A 21,528-nucleotide genomic window follows, 5' to 3' on the forward strand; every position below is an offset into this window, starting at 1 on the left:
GCTCAGGGGGCTGAGCGTCCCAGCCCGGCATAATCCGACACCAGCAGCCGCCATGGCGCGCTGTCCTCCTCGATCTTGGGAAAGCGGCCGACGGGATTGGCGAAGACGTTATCCGTCAGATCGTTGTTCACGGTCGAGACCTCGCCCGCCAGCACATCGCCGCCCTCGGCCCAGAAGCTGTGCCAGACACCCGGCAGCAGCGTCACGCTTTCGCCATGGCCAAGCCGCAGGTGATCGCCGGGCGTCACCTGCCGGGCAATCCCGTCCGTCGCCACCGTGGCCGTGCTGTCGGGATCGACCGTGCCATCGGGACGTGCGCCATGGATCGCCAGCACCAGATCGCCGCCACCCCGGTTGATGATGTCCTCGGCCTTGACGGTGTGGCGGTGCATCGGTGTCACCTGCCCCTCGCGCACGACCATGATCTTTTCGGCATAGCACATCCCCCGCCCGGCGCGCAGATCCGCCTCTTGCCCGTTGCGCAGGGTGAACAGCAGCAGCCCGGTTTCGTCGAAGCGGCCCTGCCCGAAATCGGTCAGATCCCAGCCCAGCCCCGGCGTCAGGATCGCATCCCCCGCGCGGCTGGCGAATTCCTCGGGCGTCCAATGGGCAAAGGGCGGTAGATGAAAGCCGAAGCTGCCGATGAAGTCGGCGCCGCGTTGCAGGATGTCGTTGATGTCCGAGCGTTTCATGCAGTGCCTCCGTGGATTGCAGTTGCCGCGCCCGCCATGCGGAAGGCGCGCAGTTGTGGCAGGACCGTGCCCAGATCGACGGCGCGGCCTTCGCCAAAGCCGAAGTAAAGCGCGCGATACAGCGCAAACAATTGCTCATAGCCGTCCGTGGCCTGCGGGCGCGGCTGGAAGATGCGCATCGGCGGACACAGCGCCTGCTGGGCGGCCTGAAAATCCGCAAAGGCCCCGGCCGCCACGGCCGCCGCCACGCAAGACCCGGTGCCGGTCGGCGAAAAGGCGGGCACATGCACCGGGCGACCCAGCACATCGGCATAGATCTGGTTCAGCAGGTCGTTTCGTTGCGGGATGCCGCCCGCATTGACGATCCGCGCCGTCTGCAAGCCACCGCTTTCGATGCGCTGGGTGATGATGCGGACATGCATGGCCATGCCTTCGATGGCGGCGTGCATTTCGTCGCGGGCCGTGTGGTTCAGATCCCAGCCCAGCGTGACCGCGCCAAGGTCCGAACGCACCAGCACCGTCCGGTCGCCATTGTCCCAGTTCAGCCGCATCAGCCCGCTGCCGCCCGGGGGCAGCGCCTCAAGCCCCTGACACAGCGTGGCGACATCGTGGCCCGCGCGGCGGGCGATGGCCTCGAACACGTCGCCGGTGGCGGATTGCCCGGCCTCGATCCCGGTCCAGCCCGGCAGGACGCTGCCGGGCACCACGCCGCAAAGGCCCGGAACGGGCTGAAAGCCCGGCGCGGCCATTGCGATGATGCAGGTCGAGGTGCCGACGACATTGACGATATCGCCCGGTGCGCCGCCCGCGCCCAAGGCGTCCCAATGCGCATCGAACGCCCCGACCGGGACCGGAATGCCCGCGCGCAGGCCCAGCCGGTCGGCCCATTCCGCCGACAGATGCCCCGCCACCGCGTCCGAGGTCAGGTAGCGCCCGCGCAGCTTGTCGTTTATGCCGTCCAGCAGCGGATCGACGCGGCTCAGAAACTGCTGCGATGGCAGGCCGCCCCATGCCGCGCCATACATCCACTTATGCCCGGCGGCGCAGATGCTGCGCGGCAGATCGTCCAGATCGCGGATGCCGCACAGCGTCGCCGCAACCATGTCGCAATGCTCCAGCGCGGTGGCAAAGCGCGGGCGCAGGTCGGGATTGTGGCGCAGGAAATGCAGCACCTTGGCATAGCCCCATTCATGCGAATAGGTGCCGCCGCACCAGTCCAGCGCGGGCAGGTTCATCTGGCGGGCGATCTCGGTGATGCGCGCGGCCTCGGCATGGGCGCGGTGGTCGCACCACAGGTAATAATCGGCCAGCGGCTGCAACCGGGCATCGACCATCACCACGCTGGAGCCGGTGGTATCGCAGGCCAGCGCCGCGACCTGATGGCCGTCGATCCCGGCCGAGGCCACGGCCTGCCGCATGGCCTGCACCAGCGCCTGCATCTGGTCGTCATGCGACTGCGTGCCCAGAAGCGGATCGGTGGCGCTGCGTTTCAGCGGATAGCCCGCCGTCCCGCCGCCCAAGGTCGCGCCATCCGTGGTCTGCATCAGCGTGACGCGCACCGACAGCGTGCCGAAATCGACCCCGGCGACGATCATGGCTGACCCTGCCCATAGGTCGCGCCCGCGCCGTGCTTGCGCAGGTAATGCCGGTCCAGCAGCGCCTGGGTGATCGGCTGCGGCGCCGGGTCCAGCACCATGCAATGCCACGCCATGCGGGCCACTTCCTCAAGGATCAAGGCGTTATGCGCGGCCTCGTCGGGGGTGCGGCCCCAGACAAAGGGGCCATGCCCCGCGACCAGCACGGCGGGAATGGCCAGCGGGTCAAGCGCGGCAAAGGTTTCGGCAATCACCTCTCCGGTCATCAGGACGTAATCGCGGGCGATTTCGTCCGGCGTCAGGTCGCGCGTGACGGGGATGGTGCCATGGAAATAATCGGCATGGGTCGTGCCCAGACAGGGGATCGGACGCCGCGCCTGCGCCATGATCGTGGCATAGGTCGAATGCGTATGCACCACGCCGCCGATGCCGGGAAAGGCACGATACAGCACCGCATGGGTCTGCAGGTCGGATGACGGGCGCAGCCGGTTGTCCAGCGCCCGCCCGTCCAGATCGCAAGCCACCATGTCACCCGCGCTCAGCCGGTCATAGGGCACCCCCGAGGGCTTGATCAGGATGCGCCCCGCCGCGCGGTCGATGCCGCTGGCATTGCCGAAGGTCGACACCACAAGACCGTGGTTCACGCAATCAAGGTTCGCCCGCAGCACCGCATGGCGAAGGTCGTCATCTGACATCGGTTCGGTCCCGTCCGGGGGGTAAGGGGCCGCGCGCGAACGCGGCCCGGTATCGTCAGCGTGCGGCGGTCCAGCCCTTGTAATCACCGATATTGTCATGGGTGATCAGCTCGGGCTCCAGCAGCACCGTGTCGGGATCGGGGGTTTCGCCCTGCAGCGCCTTATAGCCCATGTCCAGCGCCTGCCCCGCCATCGTATAGGGATCCTGCGAGGCCGAGGCCTTGATCAGCCCCTCGCCGGATTTCAGCTCGCCCTCGATATCGGGGGCGCCGTCGACGGCGGTGATGATGAACTCGGTCCGGCCCGCCTGCTTGGCGGCCAGCGCAAAGCCGATCGCGGTCGGGTCGTTGATCGCGAAGACGCCGTCGATCTTGTCAAAGCGCGTCAGCAGCGTCTGGCCGACATTCAGACCGCCATCGCGCGAGCCCTGCGCGTTCTGGTCGTCCGACAGGATCTTGATGTCGGGCGATTTCGCCAGCGCGTCCTTGCAGCCCTTCACCCGGTCAAGGATCGAGGAACTGGCCGGGCCGTTGACGATGACCACATCGCCCTTGCCGCCCAGCTGATCGACGATATACTGGCAGGCCTTTTCCCCGGCCTGCACGTTGTTCGTCATCACCGTCACATCCGCGCCGGGTGCCGACACGTCAAAGGCCGCGACGATGACGCCCGCATCGCGCGCGCGCTTCACTGCGGGTGCGATGGCCGCCGCATCCACCGCGTTCAGCATGATGATATCCGTGCCCGCCGCGATGAAGCTGTCGATCTGGCTGGATTGCTTGTTCAGGTCGTAATCGGCCGAAACCGAGGTGACCTTGACGTCGGGATTGATCTTCTTGGCGGCGTCCTCGATCCCCTTGATCGTGGCGACGAAGAAGGGGTTGCCCAGCAGCCCGACCGAAATGCCGACGCTGTTGAGATCCTTGGCGGCAACCGGAACCGCCGAGACTGCCGCAAGCGCAAGCGCCGAGGCGAGGGTTTTCGTGAAACGCATGGTATCCTCCCATTGATGCGTCTGTTCAGGAAATCAGGTGCGGGCGCCGCCTTTCTGGCGGTAACGGTCCAGCGCCACGGCGGCGATGATGACCAGACCCTTGACGATATATTGCCAGATGTCGCTGACCCCGATCAGGATCAGGCCATTGGACAGAACCGCGATGATCAGCGCACCGATCAGCGTGCCCCAGATCGAGCCGATGCCGCCGACGAAACTGGTGCCGCCCAGAATGACAGCGGCGATGGCGTCCAGTTCATAGGCCTGACCCAGTTGCAGCCCGTTCGCCGCATAAAGCCGCGCCGCCGCCATCGCGCCGCCCAGCCCGGCAAACAACCCCGAGATGCCATAGACGAACAGCAGCACCAGCGACACCTTGATGCCGGTCAGGCGCGCGGCCTCGGGGTTGCCGCCGGTGGCATAGATCCATGTGCCCAGCACCGTGCGCTTCAGGATGAACCATGACAGCACGATCACGGCGGCGGCGATGATCGCCAGCCACGGAATGCCGAACAGGCTGCCATTGCCGATCACGTCGAATGGCAGATCGGCGTTGAAGACCGTCGTGTCATTGCCCAGCAGCCGCGCGATGCCCCTGACCGCCGTCAGCGACCCCAGCGTCACGATGAAGGGTGGCAATCGCAAGGCCGATATCAGGATGCCGTTGGCCAGCCCGCAGGCCAGCCCGATGCCCATGGCGGCGGGCACGCCCAGCCAGCCCACCTCGGGGATCAGCGACACGATCACCGCCACCATGGCCGAGGCCGCAAGGATCGAGCCGACTGACAGGTCGATGCCCCCCGTCAGGATCACGAAGGTCATCCCCGAGGCCAGCACGATATTGATCGACGCCTGCTGCGCCACGTTCGAGATGTTGCTGACGCTCATGAAGCGCCCGCTCATTAGTTCAAAGACCACGGCCAGCAGGATCAGGACCGGCAACATGCCGACCACGCTGATCATCGTGCGCAGGCGCTGGCTGGCGGGGGTTTGGTCGGTCATCAGATCGCTCCTTCCGGCTGCCGGGCCGTCCCGGTCGACAGTTCCATAATGGCTTCCTGACTGATCGGGGCCGTGACCTCTCCGGCGATATGGCCCTCGCGCATGACCAGCACGCGGTCGGCCACGCCGATGATCTCGGCCAGCTCGCTCGAGATCATGACGACGCCCACGCCGTTGCGGGCCAGCTGGTCGATCAGCTTGTAGATTTCAGATTTCGCGCCGACATCCACGCCGCGCGTCGGCTCGTCCAGAATGACGACCTTGGGGCCGGTTTCCAGCAGCCGCGCGATCAGCACCTTCTGCTGGTTGCCGCCCGACAGACCGCCGACGGGCATGCGCGCATTCGGGGCCTTGACCGCCAGCGCCTTGATCGCCGCGCCCGCCCGCCGCGCCGCCGCGCGGAAATCCAGCAGCCCCGCGCCCGAGGCATCCTGCGCAATCACGCCGATATTCACATTGTCGGAAATCGACATGTCCAGAAACAGCCCCAGCTTGGCGCGGTCCTCGGTCAGATAGGCGATGCCCGCATCCAAGGCGGCGCGCGGGGTCGATATGTCGATGTCACGGCCCTGCAACGCCACACGGCCCCCGTCGCGCGCATCCGCGCCATAGATCAGCCGCGCCAGTTCCGTGCGCCCCGACCCCACCAGCCCGGCAATGCCCAGAACCTCGCCGGGATACAGATCGAAGGAACAGCCCTTGACCGGGCCGCCCGCCATGTCGCGCACCGACAGCAGCGGCGGGCCGGAATGATCGGGCGAAGCGACGTGCTGCTTTTTGTAAAAGCTGTCCAGATCGCGGCCGACCATCATCTGCACCAGTCGCTGCGCGGACAGGTCCGCTCGGTCCAGCGTGCCGATATACACCCCGTCGCGCAGCACCGAACAGCGGTCGGCCAGCGCATAGATCTCTTCCATGCGGTGGCTGATATAGATGATGGCGATGCCGTCGGCCTTCAGCTTGGCGATGACATCGAACAGCCGCTCGGTTTCGCGGGCCGACAGCGATGTCGTGGGTTCGTCCATCACGATCAGCCGCGCATCCGTGGTCAGCGCGCGGGCGATTTCCACCATCTGCCGTTCGCCCAGCGACAGGGTTTCGACGCGGGAACGGGCGTTGAAGCCGACGCCCAGCCGGTCAAGGATCGCCTGCGCCCGCTTGCGGGTGGCCGCGGCATCGACGACGCCGCGCGTGGCGATCTCCCGGCCCAGAAACATGTTCTGCGCCACGGTCAGGTTCGGCGCCAGCGACAGTTCCTGATAGATCACGGCGACCGCGCCCGCAGCCTCGGCCTGCGGCTTGCCTTCGATGGTGATCTGGCCGCCGGGATCGGCCTTGTAGGCCCCGGACAGGATCTTCATCAGCGTCGATTTGCCCGCACCGTTTTCGCCCATCAGCGCGTGCAATTCGCCGGGCAGCACGGTCAGGCTGACATCGCGCAGCGCCTTGACCGGGCCGAAGGTCTTCGAGATGTTGCGCATTTCCAGAATTGGGGCGGTCATTGTTCCCTCTCGATCCGGGCGATGACGATTTCGACGCCCGCGCGTTCCAGCATGCGGGCATGGGCGTCCGACAGCCCGTGATCGGTCACCACGCGCGAGATGCGCGAAAACGGCAGCGACACGGTGGGCGGGCGGACGTTGAATTTCCGGCTGTCGGCCAGCAGGATCACTTCCGAGACCACGCTGCTCATCTCATCGGTCAGGCGCACCAGCAGCGGGTGCTGTTCAAGGATGCCGTGTTCGCTGATCCCCAGCGCGCCGACGAAGAACTGCGCCGCGAAAAAGCGGTCGCGGGGCGCGGTCGGGTCGTAAAGAATGCCCGGATCGCGGTGCAGATCGCCGCCACCCACCGTCAGTTGGCAGGTGCCGTTTTCCGCCAGCCACGCGGCCAGCGGCATGGAATGGGTAAAGACGCGCAGGTTGCGGTCGGCGATGCGGCAGCCGAAGTGAAAGCAGGTCGAGCCGCCGTGAATGATGATCGAACTGCCGTCCTGCACCAGCTTTTCCGCCTCACGGGCGATGGCGCGCTTGGCATCTACGGCGATGTCGCGGTTCTCGACGAAGGGCAGCGACGCGGTGCGCCCGTTGCGTTCCACCGCCGCCACGCCGCCATAGACCTTGCGCGCCCGGCCCGCCTCGTTCAGCTTTTCGATGTCGCGCCGGATCGTTGCGCCCGATACGCCGATCAGATGCTGAAGATCGCGCACGGATGCGAAAGGTCGCGCATCCAGCAACGAGACAATCCTGTCCTGTCGGTCGGAATCGTTCACCACGCCCTCCCCTGCGCTTAGAACTGCAGTGAACTTGGCATGAGTCGCGACATTCTGTAAATACTTTTTCATTTGCTGCGCATGTTGCGTCGCAGCATGACAAAGTTCGCGCGCAGCATCGGATGATGGCGACGTCCCGCGATGACGGCATCGCTGCCGCCGGATCGGGCAGCGACGCGGCGTGACGCATGGCAAGGGTTGAAATGATCCGGGCCACGGCCAATTCTGGGGATATGGACCTTCGCTGCGATGCCCCACCCCTGGCCGCCCCGCCGCCCCCGCCCGCGCAGGGGATGAGCCTGACCCCGGAACTGGTCGCCCTGACCATCCGGCCCGAGCCGGACCTTGGCCCGGAACCCGGCTGGACCGAACTGACACCCCCGCAGCTGGATGCGCTGGCCGCGCAATACGACGCGGAATGCGGCGATGATCCGCTGTGGGTCTTTGCCTATGGTTCGCTGATCTGGAAGCCGGATTTCGACGCCGAGGAACATCTGCGCGCCAGCGCCTGGGGCTGGCATCGCAGTTTCTGCCTGAAGATGCACCGCTGGCGCGGCTCGCCGCAGCAACTGGGGCTGAAGATGGCGCTGGAACGAGGCGGGCGCTGCGACGGGGTGATCTACCGCGTCCGCGCGCTGGACCGGCTGGCGCAGATCCGCCGGATGCTGGAGCGCGAGATCCGGTATCACGAAAACCGCGCCATGGTGCGCTGGATCACGGTGCGCACCGAACGCGGGCCGATCCGCGTGCTGGTCTTCTGGGCCGGGCCCAAGGGCGAACGGATCCTCAGCCGCCTGCCCCTGCGCGATGTGGCGCATATCCTTGCCCGCGCCTGTGGCCCTGCGGGATCCTGCGCGGAATATCTGTTCAACACTGTGCTGCACCTGCGGGATTTCGGCATTCAGGACCGCAACCTGTGGGCATTGCAGGACATGGTTGCTGAAGAAATCCGGGCGCTGAACGAATAGGGCCGCCGTTCATCCCGGCGGCCCCATCTGTCAGTCCAGCGGTTTCAGCCGCGCCTCGATCTGGTCGCGACGCCCCTCAAGGAACGGCGGCAGCGACAGGCTTTCGCCCAGCGATTCCAGCGGCTCATCCACGGCAAAGCCCGGCTTGTCGGTGGCGATCTCGAACAGGTTGCCGCCCGGCTCGCGGAAATACAACGAGCGGAAATAATACCGCTCGACCTCGCCCGAGCTGGGAACGCGCATGTCGTTCAGGCGCTGCGCCCAAGCGTGGATCGTGGGCTTGTCGGGCACGCGGAAGGCGACGTGATGCACACCGCCCGCGCCCTGACGCGCCACGGGCAGATCGGGCTGCACCGCGACATGCAATTCGGCCGCAGGCCCGCCATCGCCCATCTGGAAGACATGGACCGTGCCCTGCCCGTCCGGGCTGGCATAGTCGCGCACCTTCACCATGTTCATCAAATGCGTCAGCACGGTTTCCGTCGGCGCCAGATCGGGGACCGAGATGGTGATTGGCCCAAGCCCGTGGATCTGGTGCTGGCCGGGGACCGGGCTTTTTTCCCATGCGGCAGCGGTGATTCCGGGCGCGTCCTCGGTCAGGCGGAAGCGCTGGCCTTCGGGGTCTTCAAAGTCAAGGCTGCTGCGGCCGTCAAGCTGGACCACCTTCCCGACGGTCAGCCCGCGATCGCCCAGCCGTCCGGCCCAGAAATCGAAGCTGTCCGCGCCGATGCGCAGGCCGGTGCGGCTGATCGAATGCGTCCCGCGACGTTCCCGCGCGGCGGGCCAGTCGAAGAAGGTCAGATCGGTGCCGGGCTGGGCCAGCCCGTCGGCGTAAAACAGGTGATAGGCGCTGGTATCGTCCTGATTGACGGTCTTCTTGACCATGCGCAGGCCCAGCGTGTCGGTATAGAACTGCTTGTTTTCGCGTGCCTGCGCCGTAATGGCGGTCAGGTGGTGGATTCCGGTGAGTTGCATGATGCGCCTCCTTTCGTTGCAGCCAATATCGCCCCCCGCCCGCGTTTTCGCCACCGGCGCGACGACGAACCTTGTGTTCGGCACAGGCGAACGGCCAGCACTGGCGCGGACGGTTGGCAAAGCCTATCTTCTGCCCATGCGATACGAACTGAACGACCTTGAAACCTTTCTGACCGTTCTGGAACTGGGCACGGTGACCGCCGCCGCCGCGCGGCTGAACCTGTCCAAATCCGTGGTCAGCAAGCGCATTTCCGATCTTGAGGCCACGCTGGGCGCGGCGCTGTTCCGGCGCAATGCCGGGCGCATCATCCCGACCGAGGCGGCCCAGCATCTGGCCGAACGCCTGCGCCCGGCGCTGGCGGAACTGGTCGCGGCCACCGAAAGCACCGCCTGGGACATGGACGGGCTTCAGCCCTTGCGCGGCGCGCTGTCGATCTCGGCCCCGATGAGCTTTGGCATCATGCATCTGGGCCCGATCATCGCGCGGTTTGCCGCCCAGAACCCGGAACTGGACATCAGCGTCGATTATGACGACCGCACCCGCGATCTGGCCCGCGAAGGCTTCGACATCGGTATCCGCATCGGTAAGCCCCGCGACAAGGCCCTGATGCAGCGCAAGCTGTGCGAGGATGAGGGCGTGCCCTGCGCCAGCCCCGCCTATCTGGCCGCCCACGGTCAGCCGCACAGCATGACCGACCTGCGCGATCATCACGTCATCAGCTACAGCCATGTCCCGAACAATCAGGTCTGGCAGTTTCAGGACCATGAGCGGTTCGTATCGCCCATGGTCAACAGCCGCATCTCGCTGAACAATGGCGAGGCGATCCGCGAAATGGCCCTGCAGGGGCTGGGTCTGGCCATGCTGCCGGGCTTCATCGTCGCGGCTGAAATCGCCTCGGGGCGGCTGGTGCGGGTGCTGACCGATTATCCCACCCGGCGGCTGCCCATCGTGGCGGTCTGGCCGCCCGTTTCGCCGATGCCCGCAAAGCTGCGACGTTTCGTCGACCATGTGGCATCCGAACTGAAGAACCCGCCTTGGCAGGTGGGCAAGGAGACATCATGAAAAACATCGGCTTTCTGTCCTTTGGCCATTGGTCGAACGATCCCGGATCGGCCACGCGCAGCGCGCAGGACGTGCTGCAGCAATCCATCGAGCTTGCCATCGCCGCCGAAGAACTGGGCGCGGATGGCGCCTATTTCCGCGTGCATCACTTCGCCCGCCAGCTTGGCTCGCCCTTCCCGCTGCTGGCGGCGGTCGGCACCCGCACCAGCCGGATCGAGATCGGCACCGCCGTCATCGACATGCGCTATGAAAACCCGCTTTACATGGCCGAGGATGCCGGCGCCGCCGATCTGATCGCGAACGGGCGGCTGCAGCTTGGCATCTCGCGCGGGTCACCCGAACAGGTGATCGACGGCTGGCGCTATTTCGGCTATCAACCGGCCGAAGGCGAAAGCGATGCCGACATGGCGCGTCGCCATGCCGAGGTGTTTCTGAACGTGATCGAAGGCAAGGGCTTTGCAGAACCGAACCCCCGCCCGATGTTTCCCAATCCGCCCGGCCTGTTGCGGCTGGAACCGCATGCGCCGGGTCTGCGTCAGCGCATCTGGTGGGGCGCGTCCTCGAACGCCACGGCGAAATGGGCGGCCAGTCAGGGGATGAACCTGCAAAGCTCGACCCTCAAGGACGACGAGAACGGCAAGCCGTTCCACGTCCAGCAGGCCGAACAGATCCGCATCTATCGTCAGGCATGGGCCGAACACGGCCACCCGCACACGCCCCGCGTCTCGGTCAGCCGCTCGATCTTTCCGATCGTCAGCGATACCGACCGGCAGTATTTCGGACGCGGCGGCAAGGAACAGGATCAGGTCGGCGTCATCGACAAGACCCGCGCCATCTTCGGCCGCGGCTTCACCGGCGAACCTGACCAGCTTATCAAGGAATTGCAGGCCGATGAGGCGATTGCCGAAGCCGATACCCTGCTGCTGACCGTGCCGAACCAGCTGGGCGTGGATTACAATGCCCATCTGATCGGCTCTATCCTGAAACATGTCGCCCCCGGACTGGGCTGGCGCTGACACCAAGAAAGGGCGGCCATGGCTGTAACAGAAGCGGCCGAGGCCGCCCATCAGGGCGGCGCAAGCATCGAAAGCGCGGTGATCCTGCTGGCAGCAGCGGTGATTTTCGTGCCGCTGTTCCGGCGGCTGGGCCTTGGCTCGGTGCTGGGCTATCTGGCGGGCGGGCTGGCCATCGGCCCCTTCGGCCTTGGGCTGTTCGGCGACCCGCAGGCGATCATCCATTTCGCCGAACTGGGCGTGGTGCTGTTCCTGTTCGTCATCGGGCTGGAAATGCAGCCCTCGCGTCTGTGGTCCATGCGCGGCGAGATCTTCGGCCTTGGCCTTGCGCAGGTGGCGCTGGCCATTGGCGTCTTAACCTGCGTCGGGCTGGCGCTTGGCTTTCCCGTCGCCTCCAGCTTCGTCGCGGGTACGGGCTTCGTGCTGACCTCGACCGCGATCGTGATGCAGATGCTGGATGAACGCCGGCAGATGGCACTGCCCAAGGGTCGCCGCATCATCGCGATCCTGCTGCTGGAAGACCTCGCCATCGTGCCCTTGCTGGCGCTGGTGGTGTTTCTCGCCCCCGGCGGCCCCGAGGTGACGCTGCCCGAACGCCTGACCAGCGTGGCGATCGGCCTTGGCGCCATTGCGGCACTGGTCGTGGCGGGCCGCTATCTGCTGAACCCGATGTTCGGCCTGCTGGCCCGCTTCGGCGGACGCGAGATGATGACGGCCGCCGCCCTTCTGGTCGTGCTGGGTGCTGCGATCCTGATGCAGGCGGGCGGGCTCTCCATGGCCATGGGCGCTTTCCTTGCCGGTGTGCTTCTCTCGGAATCGACCTTCCGCCACCAGCTCGAGGCCGATATCGAACCCTTCCGCGGCCTGCTGCTGGGCCTGTTCTTCCTTGGCGTCGGCATGGCGGTGGATCTGGACATCATCGCGCAGAACTGGGCGCTGATCGCCATCTGCGTGCCCGCCTACATGATCCTGAAAATGGGCGTCATCTACATCGTCGCGCGCCTCTTCCGCGCCAGCGGGTCCGAGGCGCTGGAACGCGCCGTCCTCATGGCACAGGGCGGCGAATTCGCCTTCGTGCTTTATGCGGCGGCAATGGGCGTGGGCATCATCTCGGAACAGGAAAACGCCGTGCTGACGGCCATCGTCATCGTCTCGATGGTGCTGACGCCGCTGATGATCATCCTGCATGACCGGCTGGCGCCCAAGCCCAAGGTCTCGCTCGACGGGGTCGAGGCGGCCCATGACCTCAACGCCCGCGTGCTGATGATCGGATTTGGCCGCATGGGCCAGATCATCAGCCAGCCGCTGATCGCCCGCGGCCATTCGCTGTCCATCATCGAAAAAGACCCGCAAACCATCCGCGATGCCGATGAATTCGGCTTCAAGGTCTGGTATGGCGACGGCGCAAGGCTTGATGTGCTGCACGCGGCGGGCGCGGCCAATGCCAGCCTGATCGTGGCCGTGGCGGGCGACAAGGACGCGGTGACGCGCATCGTCGAACTGGCCAAGCACGAATTCCCGCTGGTCCCGGTCATCGCCCGCGCCTTCGACCGCGAACACGCGCTGGAACTGGTCAAGGCCGGGGCCGATTTCCAGCTGCGCGAGGTGCTGGAAAGCGCCTTCGCCCTGGGCCGCGAGGCGCTGGAACGTCTGGGCGACAGCCCCGAAGACATCGACGACGTCATGGATGCGATCCGCGACCGCGACATGGAACGCTTCCAGATGGAATGCGTGGGCGGCATCTTTGCGGGCCGCGACCTGCTGCTCAGCAACCGCCAATCGACCGGGCACTGACGCGACCGCGCATCGGTTTCTCTGTTCTGCAAATACTCAGAAAGCCGCGCCCGAACCGGCGCGGCCTCTCATCCCTCGACCGGCTGCGCCCAGCGATAGCCGATGCCCGGCTCGGTCAGGATCAGCGCGGGACGGGCCGGATCGGCCTCCAGCTTCTGGCGCAACTGCCCGACAAAGACCCGCAGATAGGGCACGTCATCGACATGCGCCGGACCCCAGACCTGCTGCAACAGCTTGCGATGCGTCATCACCCGGCCGGGATTCGAGGCCAGCGCCGCCAGCAGGTCGAACTCCTTGGGCGTCAGGCGCAGCGCCTCGCCGTCGCGGCTGACCTGATGGGCGGCAAGGTCGATGGTCACGCCATCCTGCGCGATCACCTCTGCCCGCGCCGGGCGGCGCAGGCGCAGGCTGACGCGCAGCCGTGCCAGCAACTCGCCGATGCCAAAGGGCTTGGCCACGAAATCATCCGCCCCCAGATCCAGCGCCATGATCTTTTCCATCTCCTGATCATGCGCCGACAGCACGATCACCGGCAGATCGTGGCGCTGGCGCAGCCGCTCGATCACCTCCTTGCCGTTCATGTCGGGCAGGCCCAGATCAAGGATCATCAGATCGGGCCGATGCGCGGCCAGACGCTCCAGCGCCTCATGCCCATTGGCGGCCAGCAGCGTGTCATAGCCCGCAGCAGTCAGCGCATGACCCAGAAAGCGCTGGATCTGCGGCTCGTCATCGACGATCAGGATGGTCTGACGGCTCATGCCGCCCGGCTTTCGGCGGGAATGGGCAGGCGGATCTCCATCATCGCCCCGCCCTCGGGCGCGGTCACGGCGGCGATGCTGCCGCCAAGCGCGGTGGCGATGCCCTTGCTGATCGGCAGCCCCAGCCCCGCCCCCTGCGGCGGTCGCGCCATTTCATCCGATGTCAGCCATGCCGCGATGGCCGCGGGCAGGCCCGGACCGCGATCCGCGACCGACAGGACCAGTTCCCGCCCCCGCACCTCGCCCATGACGCGGATCGGGCCGGGCGCGTATTTCACCGCGTTCTCGATCAGGTTGAACACCGCCTGTTCCAGCAGCCCCGCCTCGGCGCGGATCATCGGCAAGGGCGGCAGATGCGCCTCGATCCGGGCATTGGGCCATGACCGCCGCGCCCGGTCGACCGAGGCCATGGCGGCATCACCCGCATCCACCCATGCCATATGCACCTCCATGCCCGCCTGCAGACGCGTCAGTTGCAGCAGCTTTTCGACATAGCGGCCAAGGCGCTCGGTCTCTTCCTCGATGGCGGCCAGCAGATCGCCCTGCGCCTCCGAGGACAGCGTGGCGCGCAATTCGCGCAGCGTCGTGACGGATCCAAGGATCGTCGCCAAAGGCGTGCGCAGATCATGCGACAATGAGGCCAGCAGCGCCGCGCGCATCTCCTCGCTGGTGGCGCGGCGGCGCTCGGCCTCGGCTTCTTCGGTCAGGGCCAGCCGCTCCAGCGCCTGCCCGGCCTGCCGCAGCATCACCTCGATCGCCTGTTCGCGCCAGCCGTGATCGCGCCGGTCGGTCGGCAGGCGCAGATGGCCCACGACCGGCGGCAGCGTGCCGTCGCGCTTGGCCCCCAGCGGATAGAAGGTCAGGCGCGACCCGCTCCATCCCTGCGCCGAGGCGAACTCGACACGCCCCCGGCGCATGGCGACATCGGCGGCCTCAAGCTCGCTGGCATTGGGCACATAGCCCTGCGGCTGGGCAGCCAGCACCTGCAGATCGCCGCCGGTCATGCCAAGCGCGATGGCCGGACCATCGGCCAGCGCGTGCAGATGCCGCACGGTGATCTGCGCCACATCGGTCTGCGACCGGGCCAGCGACAGATCCGTGGACAGCTGCGACAGCACCTCAAGCGCCGCCGCCCGCCCGTTCGCCGCATCGGCCTGTTCGCGCAGCCGCCCCGAGATGAAGCCGGTGATCGCCGCCGCCAGCAGGAACACCGCCAGCTTGATGATGTCGCCGGGCCGGGCGATATGCAGGGTGAAATGCGGCTCGACATACATGAAGTTGAAGCCCGCCAGCGCGCCGAAGGCACTGGCAATGCCCACCCAGAAGCCAAATCCCGCAGCCGAGATCAGCACGGCGGTCAGAAACAGCAGGATCGCCACCGATTCCGGCATGACATGGCGCGCCGATCCGACACCCACCGCCACGACGATCAGAATGGCCGCAGCCCCGGCGAACCCGCCAAGCGTGGGCGACGACAACCAACGACGGTCATCACTGAGACGGGGGGGATCGGCACGGTTCATAGGCGGATCTGGCGGAAAGCCTTGGCCCTTGTCCACAGTATTTATCATTTCCTTATGCCGCCGCCGCAAATCCACATCGAAGTTTTATGCTGTCCTGCGGCAGATTGCGTGTTCTTCATGGGATCAGTTTCCCCGTCAGGTAAGGACAACATGGCCAGTCTGGATACCGAGCTGACCGAAGCCCCGGCAAAACGCGCGGGCCTTTGGTCGCTGTCTCTGGCAGCGATCGGCGTGGTTTACGGCGACATCGGCACCTCGCCGCTTTATGCCTTCCGCGAGGCGATGCACGCCGCGGGTGCCACCCATGGCGGCGTTTTGCGCGAAGACGTGCTGGGGGTGCTGTCGCTGATCGTCTGGGCGCTGGTTCTGGTCGTGACGGTGAAATACGTCCTGATCCTGCTGCGGGCCGACAACGAAGGCGAAGGCGGCACGCTGTCGCTTCTGGCTTTGGCGCAGCGTGCCATGGGCCGGCAGAACCGCGTGATCCTGTTTCTGGGGATGCTGGGGGCGGCGCTGTTTTACGGCGACGCGGCAATCACCCCCGCCGTCTCGGTGCTGTCGGCGGTCGAGGGGCTGAAGCTGGTCGCCGATGGCGTCGATCCCTTCATCCTGCCCATTGCCATCACCATCATCATCGGCCTGTTTCTGGTGCAGAACCGCGGCACCGAGGCCGTGGCCCGCTTCTTCGGCCCGGTCACGCTGGTCTGGTTCTGCGTCATGGCGGCGGGGGGCATCCACTGGATGCTGCAGGCGCCCGAGGTGCTGGCCGCGCTGAACCCGGTCCATGCCGTGCGCTTTGTCGCCAGCAACGGCCAGCTTGGCCTGATCGTGCTGGGCGCGGTGTTTCTGGCCGTCACCGGGGCCGAGGCGCTTTACGCCGATATGGGCCATTTCGGCAAGAAACCCATCCAGCTGGCATGGATCTTCGTGGCCTTCCCGGCTTTGCTGCTGACCTATTTCGGGCAGGGCGCGCTGGTGCTGTCGCGCCCCGAGGCGCTGGAAAACCCCTTCTATCTGCTGTTTCCCAGCTGGGCGCTGCTGCCCGTGGTGCTGCTGGCCACGCTGGCCACGATCATCGCCAGTCAGGCCGTCATCACCGGAGCGTTTTCGCTGACCCAGCAGGCGGTGCAGCTTCACATGCTGCCGCGCCTGAAGATCCGCCACACATCCGAAGAACATCACGGCCAGATCTATCTGCCCAGCATCAACCGCTGGCTGATGGTCGCCGTGCTGACGCTGGTGGTGACCTTCGGGTCGTCCTCAAGTCTGGCGGCCGCCTACGGCATCAGCGTGACCGGCACGATGGTCGTGACCGCGACGCTGGCGATGATCGTGGCGCATAAGCACTGGAAGCTGCCGCTGTGGCTGTCAGTGGCGATGATGCTGCCGTTTCTGCTGCTGGATCTGACCTTTCTGGGCGCGAACCTGATGAAGATCGCCGATGGCGGCTATGTGCCGCTGGGCATCGCCGCCGTCATGCTGATCGTCATGGCCAGCTGGATGCGCGGCAGCGCCATCGTCGCAATCAAGGACCGCGATGCCGAACTGCCGCTGGACACGCTGCTGGCGCAGATCGCGAAATCGGGATCCATTGCCACGGTGTCGGGGACGGCGGTGTTTCTGACCTCGACCCCCGATCTGGCCCCGGCGGCGCTGCTGCACAGCCTCAAGCACTTCAAGTCGCTGCATGAACAGAACGTCATCCTGACCATCACCACCGCCGAGGTGCCGCGCGTGTCGCCCGCCGACCGCGTGCGGATGGAGGAAATCAACGACCGCTTTCGCCGCATCGAGCTGCTTTACGGCTATACCGAGGATCCCGACGTGCCGCAGGCGCTGCTGCTCTGCCGCAGACAGGGCTGGAAATTCGACATCATGGCGACCTCGTTCATCCTGTCGCGCCGGCGGATCCGCATCTCGACCCGCTCGCGCGTGCCAAGCTGGCAGGGCAAGCTGTTCATCGCTCTGGCCCGCAATGCCGCGGGCGCGTCGGATTACTTCCGCATTCCCGCAGGCCGCGTGGTCGAGATCGGCACGCAGATGAACATCTAACCCCCGCGCCGCATCAGCCGCGACACGATGGGGGCCAGCAGGATGACCAGCACGATCCGCAGCAGGTGCAGGCTGACGATATAGGCCAGATCCGCGCCTGCGATGATGGCGATGACGATCATTTCGGCCTGCCCGCCCGGCAGGAAGCCCAGAAAGGCGTCCAGCGCGGGCGCAAGGCCAAGCTGGAAGATGATCTCGATAAAGACCAGACTGATCGCCGCAAGGATCAGCGAATAGACCAGCCCCGCCGTGACATGCAGCCGCAATTCGCGCGCGGTGATGCCCGCGTATTTCGCCCCAACCGCGATGCCGATGAAGAATTGCGCGGCCTGGATCATCTCGGCCGGGGGGCGGTGCGTGATCAGGCCCGACAGCGACAGCGCCGCCGTCAGGATCATCGGCCCAAGGATCGAGGCGCCGAACAGCCCGACCCGCTGGGCGATTTTCCAGCCCGCGATGCCACAGATGGCCATCAGCAGCAGTTCCCGCGGTGCAATGGTGCCGATGGGCTGGCCGGGGGGCTGCGACAGATCCGTGCCCCAGTAAAACGTCATGATCAGCGGCGCGACGGTGACGATGACCAGCACCCGGGTCGCATGGATCAGCGACAGCGCCCGCACGTCGCCGCCGGCTTCCTCGCCAAAGACCAGCATGTCCTGCAACCCGCCCGGCATCGCGCCATACCATGCCGTCGCGTGGTCAAAGCCAAAGACCCGGCGCAGCAGCGGATAGCCCACGCAGGCGATCACCGCGATGAACACCGGCACCAGCGCCAATGACCCTGCCATGGCAGGCAGCCCCGCCAGCACCTGCGGCGTGATCGAGGCCCCCACGGCCACGCCAAGGATCGTGCGCATCAGCGTGCCGAACTGGCCCGCCCCCTCCAGCGGCGCGCCGCACAGCGCGGCGATCAGGCATAACAGCATCGGCCCCAGCAGGAACGGCAGGGGCAGGCCCAGCATCACGAACAGCGCAGCGCCGATGGCTGCAAGGGCAAAGGTCAGGCTGCGGCGTCCTGTCAGGCTCATGTCGGTCCAGTGCTTGCTTGGCCCCCTTCTCGGGCCAGCCACGGGGGATGTCAAACGGGCGCCGGGGCCGCGCGGCGGGCAACCTTATGCCAAGGCCCGGCAGGTCGCGGCAATGCGGCGGATGCCTTCGTCGATGCGCGGCGCGTCGATCGAGGAATAGGCCAGCCGGTAAAACCCCGCGCCCTGTTCGCGCTGGCGAAAGAACGGGCGTCCCGGCTCGATCAGCACGCCCTCGGGGCGCAGCGCGGCGGCCAGCACGTCGCTGTCGATGCCCGCAGGCGTCGGCAGCCAGAAGCTGGAACCGCCCGCCCTGCCCTGCGCCGCATCCAGCCCGTGCCGCGCCAGCGCATCCGCGGTGACATGGCGGCGTTCGGCAAAGGTCTGACGCATCCGGTTCAACTGGCGGTCGTAATGGCCCAGCGACAGGAAATAGGCCATGGTGCGCTGCACATGCCCCGGCGGGTGGCGCAGCATCATGCCGCGCAGCGCCCGCGCCTCGGCCACGAAGGCAGGGTCGGCGACGATATAGCCCAGCCGCAAACCCGGAAAGACCGACTTCGAGAACGAGCCGATATAGATCACCGCCCCGCTGCGATCCATCGCCTTCAGCGCGGGCGAGGTCGCGCCGACAAAGCTGATCTCGAATTCGTAATCGTCCTCGACCACGGCGAAACCGCGCTCGGCGGACAGCCGCAGCAGCGCCTCGCGCCGGGCACGCGGCATGGTGCGGCTGGTCGGGCATTGGTGGCTGGGCGAGGTGAAGACGACCGACACCCCCGCCGGGATCGCCTGCGGCGGCAGCCCGTCCGCGTCGATGGGCACGGCCAGCACGCGCGCGTCATGCGTCGCCAGAATTTCATGCGCGCCGGGATAGAACGGCTCTTCCAGCGCGCAGGTCGCGCCGCGCGACAGCAGGATGTCGCAGATCAGCCACAGCGCATTCTGCGCGCCCAGCGTCAGCAGGATCTCCTCGGGGCGGGCATGGATGCCGCGGCGGGGCAGCAGGTGGCGGATGATGAAGTCGATCAGTTCCGGGTCGTCGCCGTCATACTGGTCGTCCGACAGCGCGCCGATATCACGCCGCCCCAGCGCCCGCACCGCGCATTGCCGCCATGCCGCGTGGTCGATCAGCCGGTCATCGGTCTGGCCGTAGATGAAGGGATAGGGATAGCTGCGCCAGCCCACGGGCCGATCCTTGCGCCGGGCCGCGCGAAAGCGCCCGTCCAGCTGCGTGCCCCAGTCGAAGCGCGGCGCAGGCGTCGGCGCCGTCACCTGCCCCAGCTCATCGACGCGGGCCGAGATGAAATAGCCCGACCGCCCGCGCGGCGTCAGATAATCCGTGGCCACCAGATCGCCATAGGACTGGCTGACGGTGATGCGTCCCACCCCCAGATGCGCCGCCAGCGCGCGGCTTGAGGGCATGCGTTCCCCCGGTCGCAGCCGCCCTTCATGCACCGCCAGAACGATCTGCCGCCGCAGTTGCACCTGCAGCGGCAAAGGGGATGCGCGGTCGATCAGAAAGGTTTCGGGCGGGATCTGCATCGTCGGATAACGGGGGTGGCGGCCCGGATCGGGTCAGGCCGCCATCCTGCCTTATCCAAAGACGCGTGTCAGCGCCCCGTCGATGGCCGTCGTCAGCGCGTCGATGTCATCGGCCGTCGAAATCAGCGCGGGCGACAGGCACAGCGTGTTGTTGTGACCGGGGATCGAGCGGTTGGTCGCCCCGATGATGACACCCTGCGCCAGACAGTCGGCGACGACCGCCTGCACCATCTTTTCGTCCGCAGGCTCTTTCGTGGCGCGGTCTGCGACCAGTTCCGCGCCGCAAAACAGCCCCTTGCCGCGCACATCGCCGATGACCCTGTGCTTGTCCATCAGCGCGTTCAGGTTGGCCAGCACCCGTTCACCCATGCGGGTGGTGTTGTCCAGCAGCCCCTCATCCTCGATGATGCGCATGTTTTCCAGCGCCGCCGCCGGCCCCGAAGTGCAGCCGCCAAAGGTCGAGATGTCGCGGAAAAAGCCCATCGGATCGCTGGCATCGTCCTTGAACATCTCGAACACGCGCTCGGTGGTGACGGTGCAGGAAATCGCCGCATAGCCCGAGGCGACGCCCTTGGCCATGGTCACGAAATCCGGCTGGATGCCGTATTGCTGATAGCCGAACCATGTGCCGGTGCGGCCGACGCCACAAACCACTTCATCAATATGCAGCAGGATGTTGTATTTCTTGCAGATCTCCTGCACGCGCTGCCAATACCCCTCGGGCGGGGTGATGACGCCGCCGCCTGCGGTCACCGGCTCCAGCACGATGGCACCCACGGTGTCGGGGCCTTCGCGCAGGATGACTTCCTCGATCGCATCCGCCGCGCGTTCGCCGTAATTTTCCACATCCCATTGCTTGCGGTATTCAAGGCAATGCGGGACGCGCACGAAGCCGTCGGGATAGGGGCCGTATTGCAGCGCGCGCTGATCCTGACCCGAGGTCGCCAGCGTGCCGATGGTGGTGCCGTGATAATCGCGGTCGCGATACAGGATCTTCCATTTGTTGCCGCCGTGGTGACGATGCGCGATCTGGCGCACCATCTTGTAGACCTTCTCATTCGCCTCGGAGCCCGAGTTGGAATAATAGACCCGGGTCAGCCCCGGCATCTTTTCGATCAGGCGTTGGGCGAATTTCGCGCCCGGCACGGTGCCTGCCGCGCCAGCGTAATAGTTCAGCTTGACCAGCTGGTCGCGGATGGCATCGGCGATGGTTTCGCGGCCATAGCCGACATTGACCGTCCAGACGCCGCCGGACACGCCGTCCAGAAACTCGCGCCCCGTGGCATCCCACAGGCGCATTCCCTTGCCTTCGACAAAGACGCGCGGGTCGATCTGTTCATATTGCTTGTGCTGGCTGAGATGATGCCAGACATGGGCTTTGTCCGCTGCGATGACCGGGCTGAGGTCGTTCATGTCGCGTCTCCGGGGCGATGGGTTGATCGTGTCACACTACGCAGGGACGCGGCGCTTCGATAGATCCAATCTGATCGCTTCGATAGAACCAGATCAGCTTGCTGGACAGCGCCCCCGGAACGGCCATACATGACCTTATGGGTTAGGGA

At 66.2% G+C, this 21,528-nt stretch carries 18 protein-coding genes; 5 read left to right on the top strand and 13 right to left on the bottom strand.

Annotated features, from left to right (window positions below; all coding sequences use genetic code 11):
- Positions 1 to 2: 2 nt before the first annotated feature.
- The 7 genes from GL284_RS15160 to GL284_RS15190 are packed head-to-tail and all read right to left on the bottom strand — an operon-like array spanning position 3 to position 7,250.
- Positions 3 to 692 carry a D-lyxose/D-mannose family sugar isomerase gene (locus GL284_RS15160; protein ID WP_155045490.1) on the bottom strand — a complete coding sequence of 230 codons (690 nt, stop codon included), beginning with the start codon at positions 690 to 692 and terminating at the stop codon, positions 3 to 5.
- Positions 689 to 2,287 carry a ribulokinase gene (locus GL284_RS15165; protein WP_155045491.1) on the bottom strand — a complete coding sequence of 533 codons (1,599 nt, stop codon included), beginning with the start codon at positions 2,285 to 2,287 and terminating at the stop codon, positions 689 to 691. Before GL284_RS15165 ends, GL284_RS15160 begins: the two co-directional genes overlap by 4 nt.
- Entirely contained in the window at positions 2,284 to 2,982 is a 699-nt protein-coding gene (gene araD / locus GL284_RS15170) for an L-ribulose-5-phosphate 4-epimerase AraD (protein WP_155045492.1), read from the bottom strand. Before araD ends, GL284_RS15165 begins: the two co-directional genes overlap by 4 nt.
- A 55-nt stretch (positions 2,983 to 3,037) precedes the next feature.
- Positions 3,038 to 3,976 (bottom strand): ABC transporter substrate-binding protein, encoded by a 939-nt coding sequence (locus GL284_RS15175; protein ID WP_155045493.1) that lies wholly within the window; start codon positions 3,974 to 3,976, stop codon positions 3,038 to 3,040.
- 33 nt (positions 3,977 to 4,009) lie between these two features.
- On the bottom strand, positions 4,010 to 4,978 hold the full coding sequence (locus tag GL284_RS15180; protein WP_155045494.1) for an ABC transporter permease subunit: 969 nt from the start codon (positions 4,976 to 4,978) through the stop codon (positions 4,010 to 4,012).
- A complete protein-coding gene (locus tag GL284_RS15185) occupies positions 4,978 to 6,480 on the bottom strand; it encodes a sugar ABC transporter ATP-binding protein (protein WP_155045495.1) in 1,503 nt (500 codons plus the stop codon). Before GL284_RS15185 ends, GL284_RS15180 begins: the two co-directional genes overlap by 1 nt.
- Positions 6,477 to 7,250, bottom strand: coding sequence for a DeoR/GlpR family DNA-binding transcription regulator (locus GL284_RS15190; protein WP_341870439.1), 774 nt, complete (start codon positions 7,248 to 7,250; stop codon positions 6,477 to 6,479). Before GL284_RS15190 ends, GL284_RS15185 begins: the two co-directional genes overlap by 4 nt.
- A 188-nt stretch (positions 7,251 to 7,438) precedes the next feature.
- Between GL284_RS15190 and GL284_RS15195 the strand changes: the two genes are divergently transcribed.
- Positions 7,439 to 8,218 carry a gamma-glutamylcyclotransferase gene (locus GL284_RS15195; RefSeq protein ID WP_230383515.1) on the top strand — a complete coding sequence of 260 codons (780 nt, stop codon included), beginning with the start codon at positions 7,439 to 7,441 and terminating at the stop codon, positions 8,216 to 8,218.
- 30 nt (positions 8,219 to 8,248) lie between these two features.
- Here GL284_RS15195 and GL284_RS15200 read toward each other — a convergent pair whose 3' ends face one another.
- Positions 8,249 to 9,193, bottom strand: a complete 945-nt coding sequence (locus GL284_RS15200) for a ring-cleaving dioxygenase (protein WP_155045498.1) — start codon at positions 9,191 to 9,193, stop codon at positions 8,249 to 8,251.
- Here GL284_RS15200 and GL284_RS15205 point away from each other — a divergent pair.
- From GL284_RS15205 to GL284_RS15215, 3 genes are read left to right on the top strand one after another with little or no spacing between them, the layout of a single operon-like run.
- A complete protein-coding gene (locus tag GL284_RS15205) occupies positions 9,192 to 10,256 on the top strand; it encodes a LysR family transcriptional regulator (protein WP_341870438.1) in 1,065 nt (354 codons plus the stop codon). The genes GL284_RS15200 and GL284_RS15205 overlap by 2 nt on opposite strands.
- Entirely contained in the window at positions 10,253 to 11,272 is a 1,020-nt protein-coding gene (locus GL284_RS15210) for an LLM class flavin-dependent oxidoreductase (RefSeq protein WP_155045499.1), read from the top strand. The genes GL284_RS15205 and GL284_RS15210 overlap by 4 nt, the downstream gene beginning before the upstream one ends.
- Before the next feature lie 18 nt (positions 11,273 to 11,290).
- Positions 11,291 to 13,063: a monovalent cation:proton antiporter-2 (CPA2) family protein gene (locus GL284_RS15215; protein WP_155045500.1), complete on the top strand. Its 1,773-nt coding sequence runs from the start codon at positions 11,291 to 11,293 to the stop codon at positions 13,061 to 13,063.
- A gap of 68 nt (positions 13,064 to 13,131) precedes the next feature.
- On the opposite strand, the gene GL284_RS15220 is transcribed toward GL284_RS15215, so the two are convergent.
- Together GL284_RS15220 and GL284_RS15225 are read right to left on the bottom strand one after the other, a co-directional pair.
- Positions 13,132 to 13,821, bottom strand: a complete 690-nt coding sequence (locus GL284_RS15220; protein WP_155045501.1) for a response regulator — start codon at positions 13,819 to 13,821, stop codon at positions 13,132 to 13,134.
- Positions 13,818 to 15,299, bottom strand: coding sequence for a sensor histidine kinase (locus tag GL284_RS15225; RefSeq protein WP_230383106.1), 1,482 nt, complete (start codon positions 15,297 to 15,299; stop codon positions 13,818 to 13,820). The genes GL284_RS15220 and GL284_RS15225 overlap by 4 nt, the downstream gene beginning before the upstream one ends.
- Positions 15,300 to 15,494: 195 nt before the next feature.
- Between GL284_RS15225 and GL284_RS15230 the strand changes: the two genes are divergently transcribed.
- The gene (locus tag GL284_RS15230; protein WP_155045503.1) at positions 15,495 to 17,396 is read left to right on the top strand and encodes a potassium transporter Kup; all 1,902 of its coding nucleotides are present in this window, start codon (positions 15,495 to 15,497) and stop codon (positions 17,394 to 17,396) included.
- On the opposite strand, the gene GL284_RS15235 is transcribed toward GL284_RS15230, so the two are convergent.
- The 3 genes from GL284_RS15235 to tpa all read right to left on the bottom strand — a co-directional run bounded on the left by GL284_RS15235 (position 17,393) and on the right by tpa (position 21,379).
- Complete coding sequence (locus GL284_RS15235) at positions 17,393 to 18,424, bottom strand: AbrB family transcriptional regulator (protein WP_155045504.1); 1,032 nt, start codon at positions 18,422 to 18,424, stop codon at positions 17,393 to 17,395. The genes GL284_RS15230 and GL284_RS15235 overlap by 4 nt on opposite strands.
- A gap of 84 nt (positions 18,425 to 18,508) precedes the next feature.
- Entirely contained in the window at positions 18,509 to 19,966 is a 1,458-nt protein-coding gene (pdxR, locus tag GL284_RS15240) for a MocR-like pyridoxine biosynthesis transcription factor PdxR (protein WP_155045505.1), read from the bottom strand.
- 51 nt (positions 19,967 to 20,017) lie between these two features.
- Positions 20,018 to 21,379: a hypotaurine--pyruvate aminotransferase Tpa gene (gene tpa, locus GL284_RS15245; protein ID WP_155045506.1), complete on the bottom strand. Its 1,362-nt coding sequence runs from the start codon at positions 21,377 to 21,379 to the stop codon at positions 20,018 to 20,020.
- Between the last annotated feature and the right edge of the window lie 149 nt (positions 21,380 to 21,528).

The organism is Paracoccus shanxieyensis, assembly GCF_009711265.1.
Taxonomy (GTDB): Bacteria; Pseudomonadota; Alphaproteobacteria; order Rhodobacterales; family Rhodobacteraceae; genus Paracoccus; species Paracoccus shanxieyensis.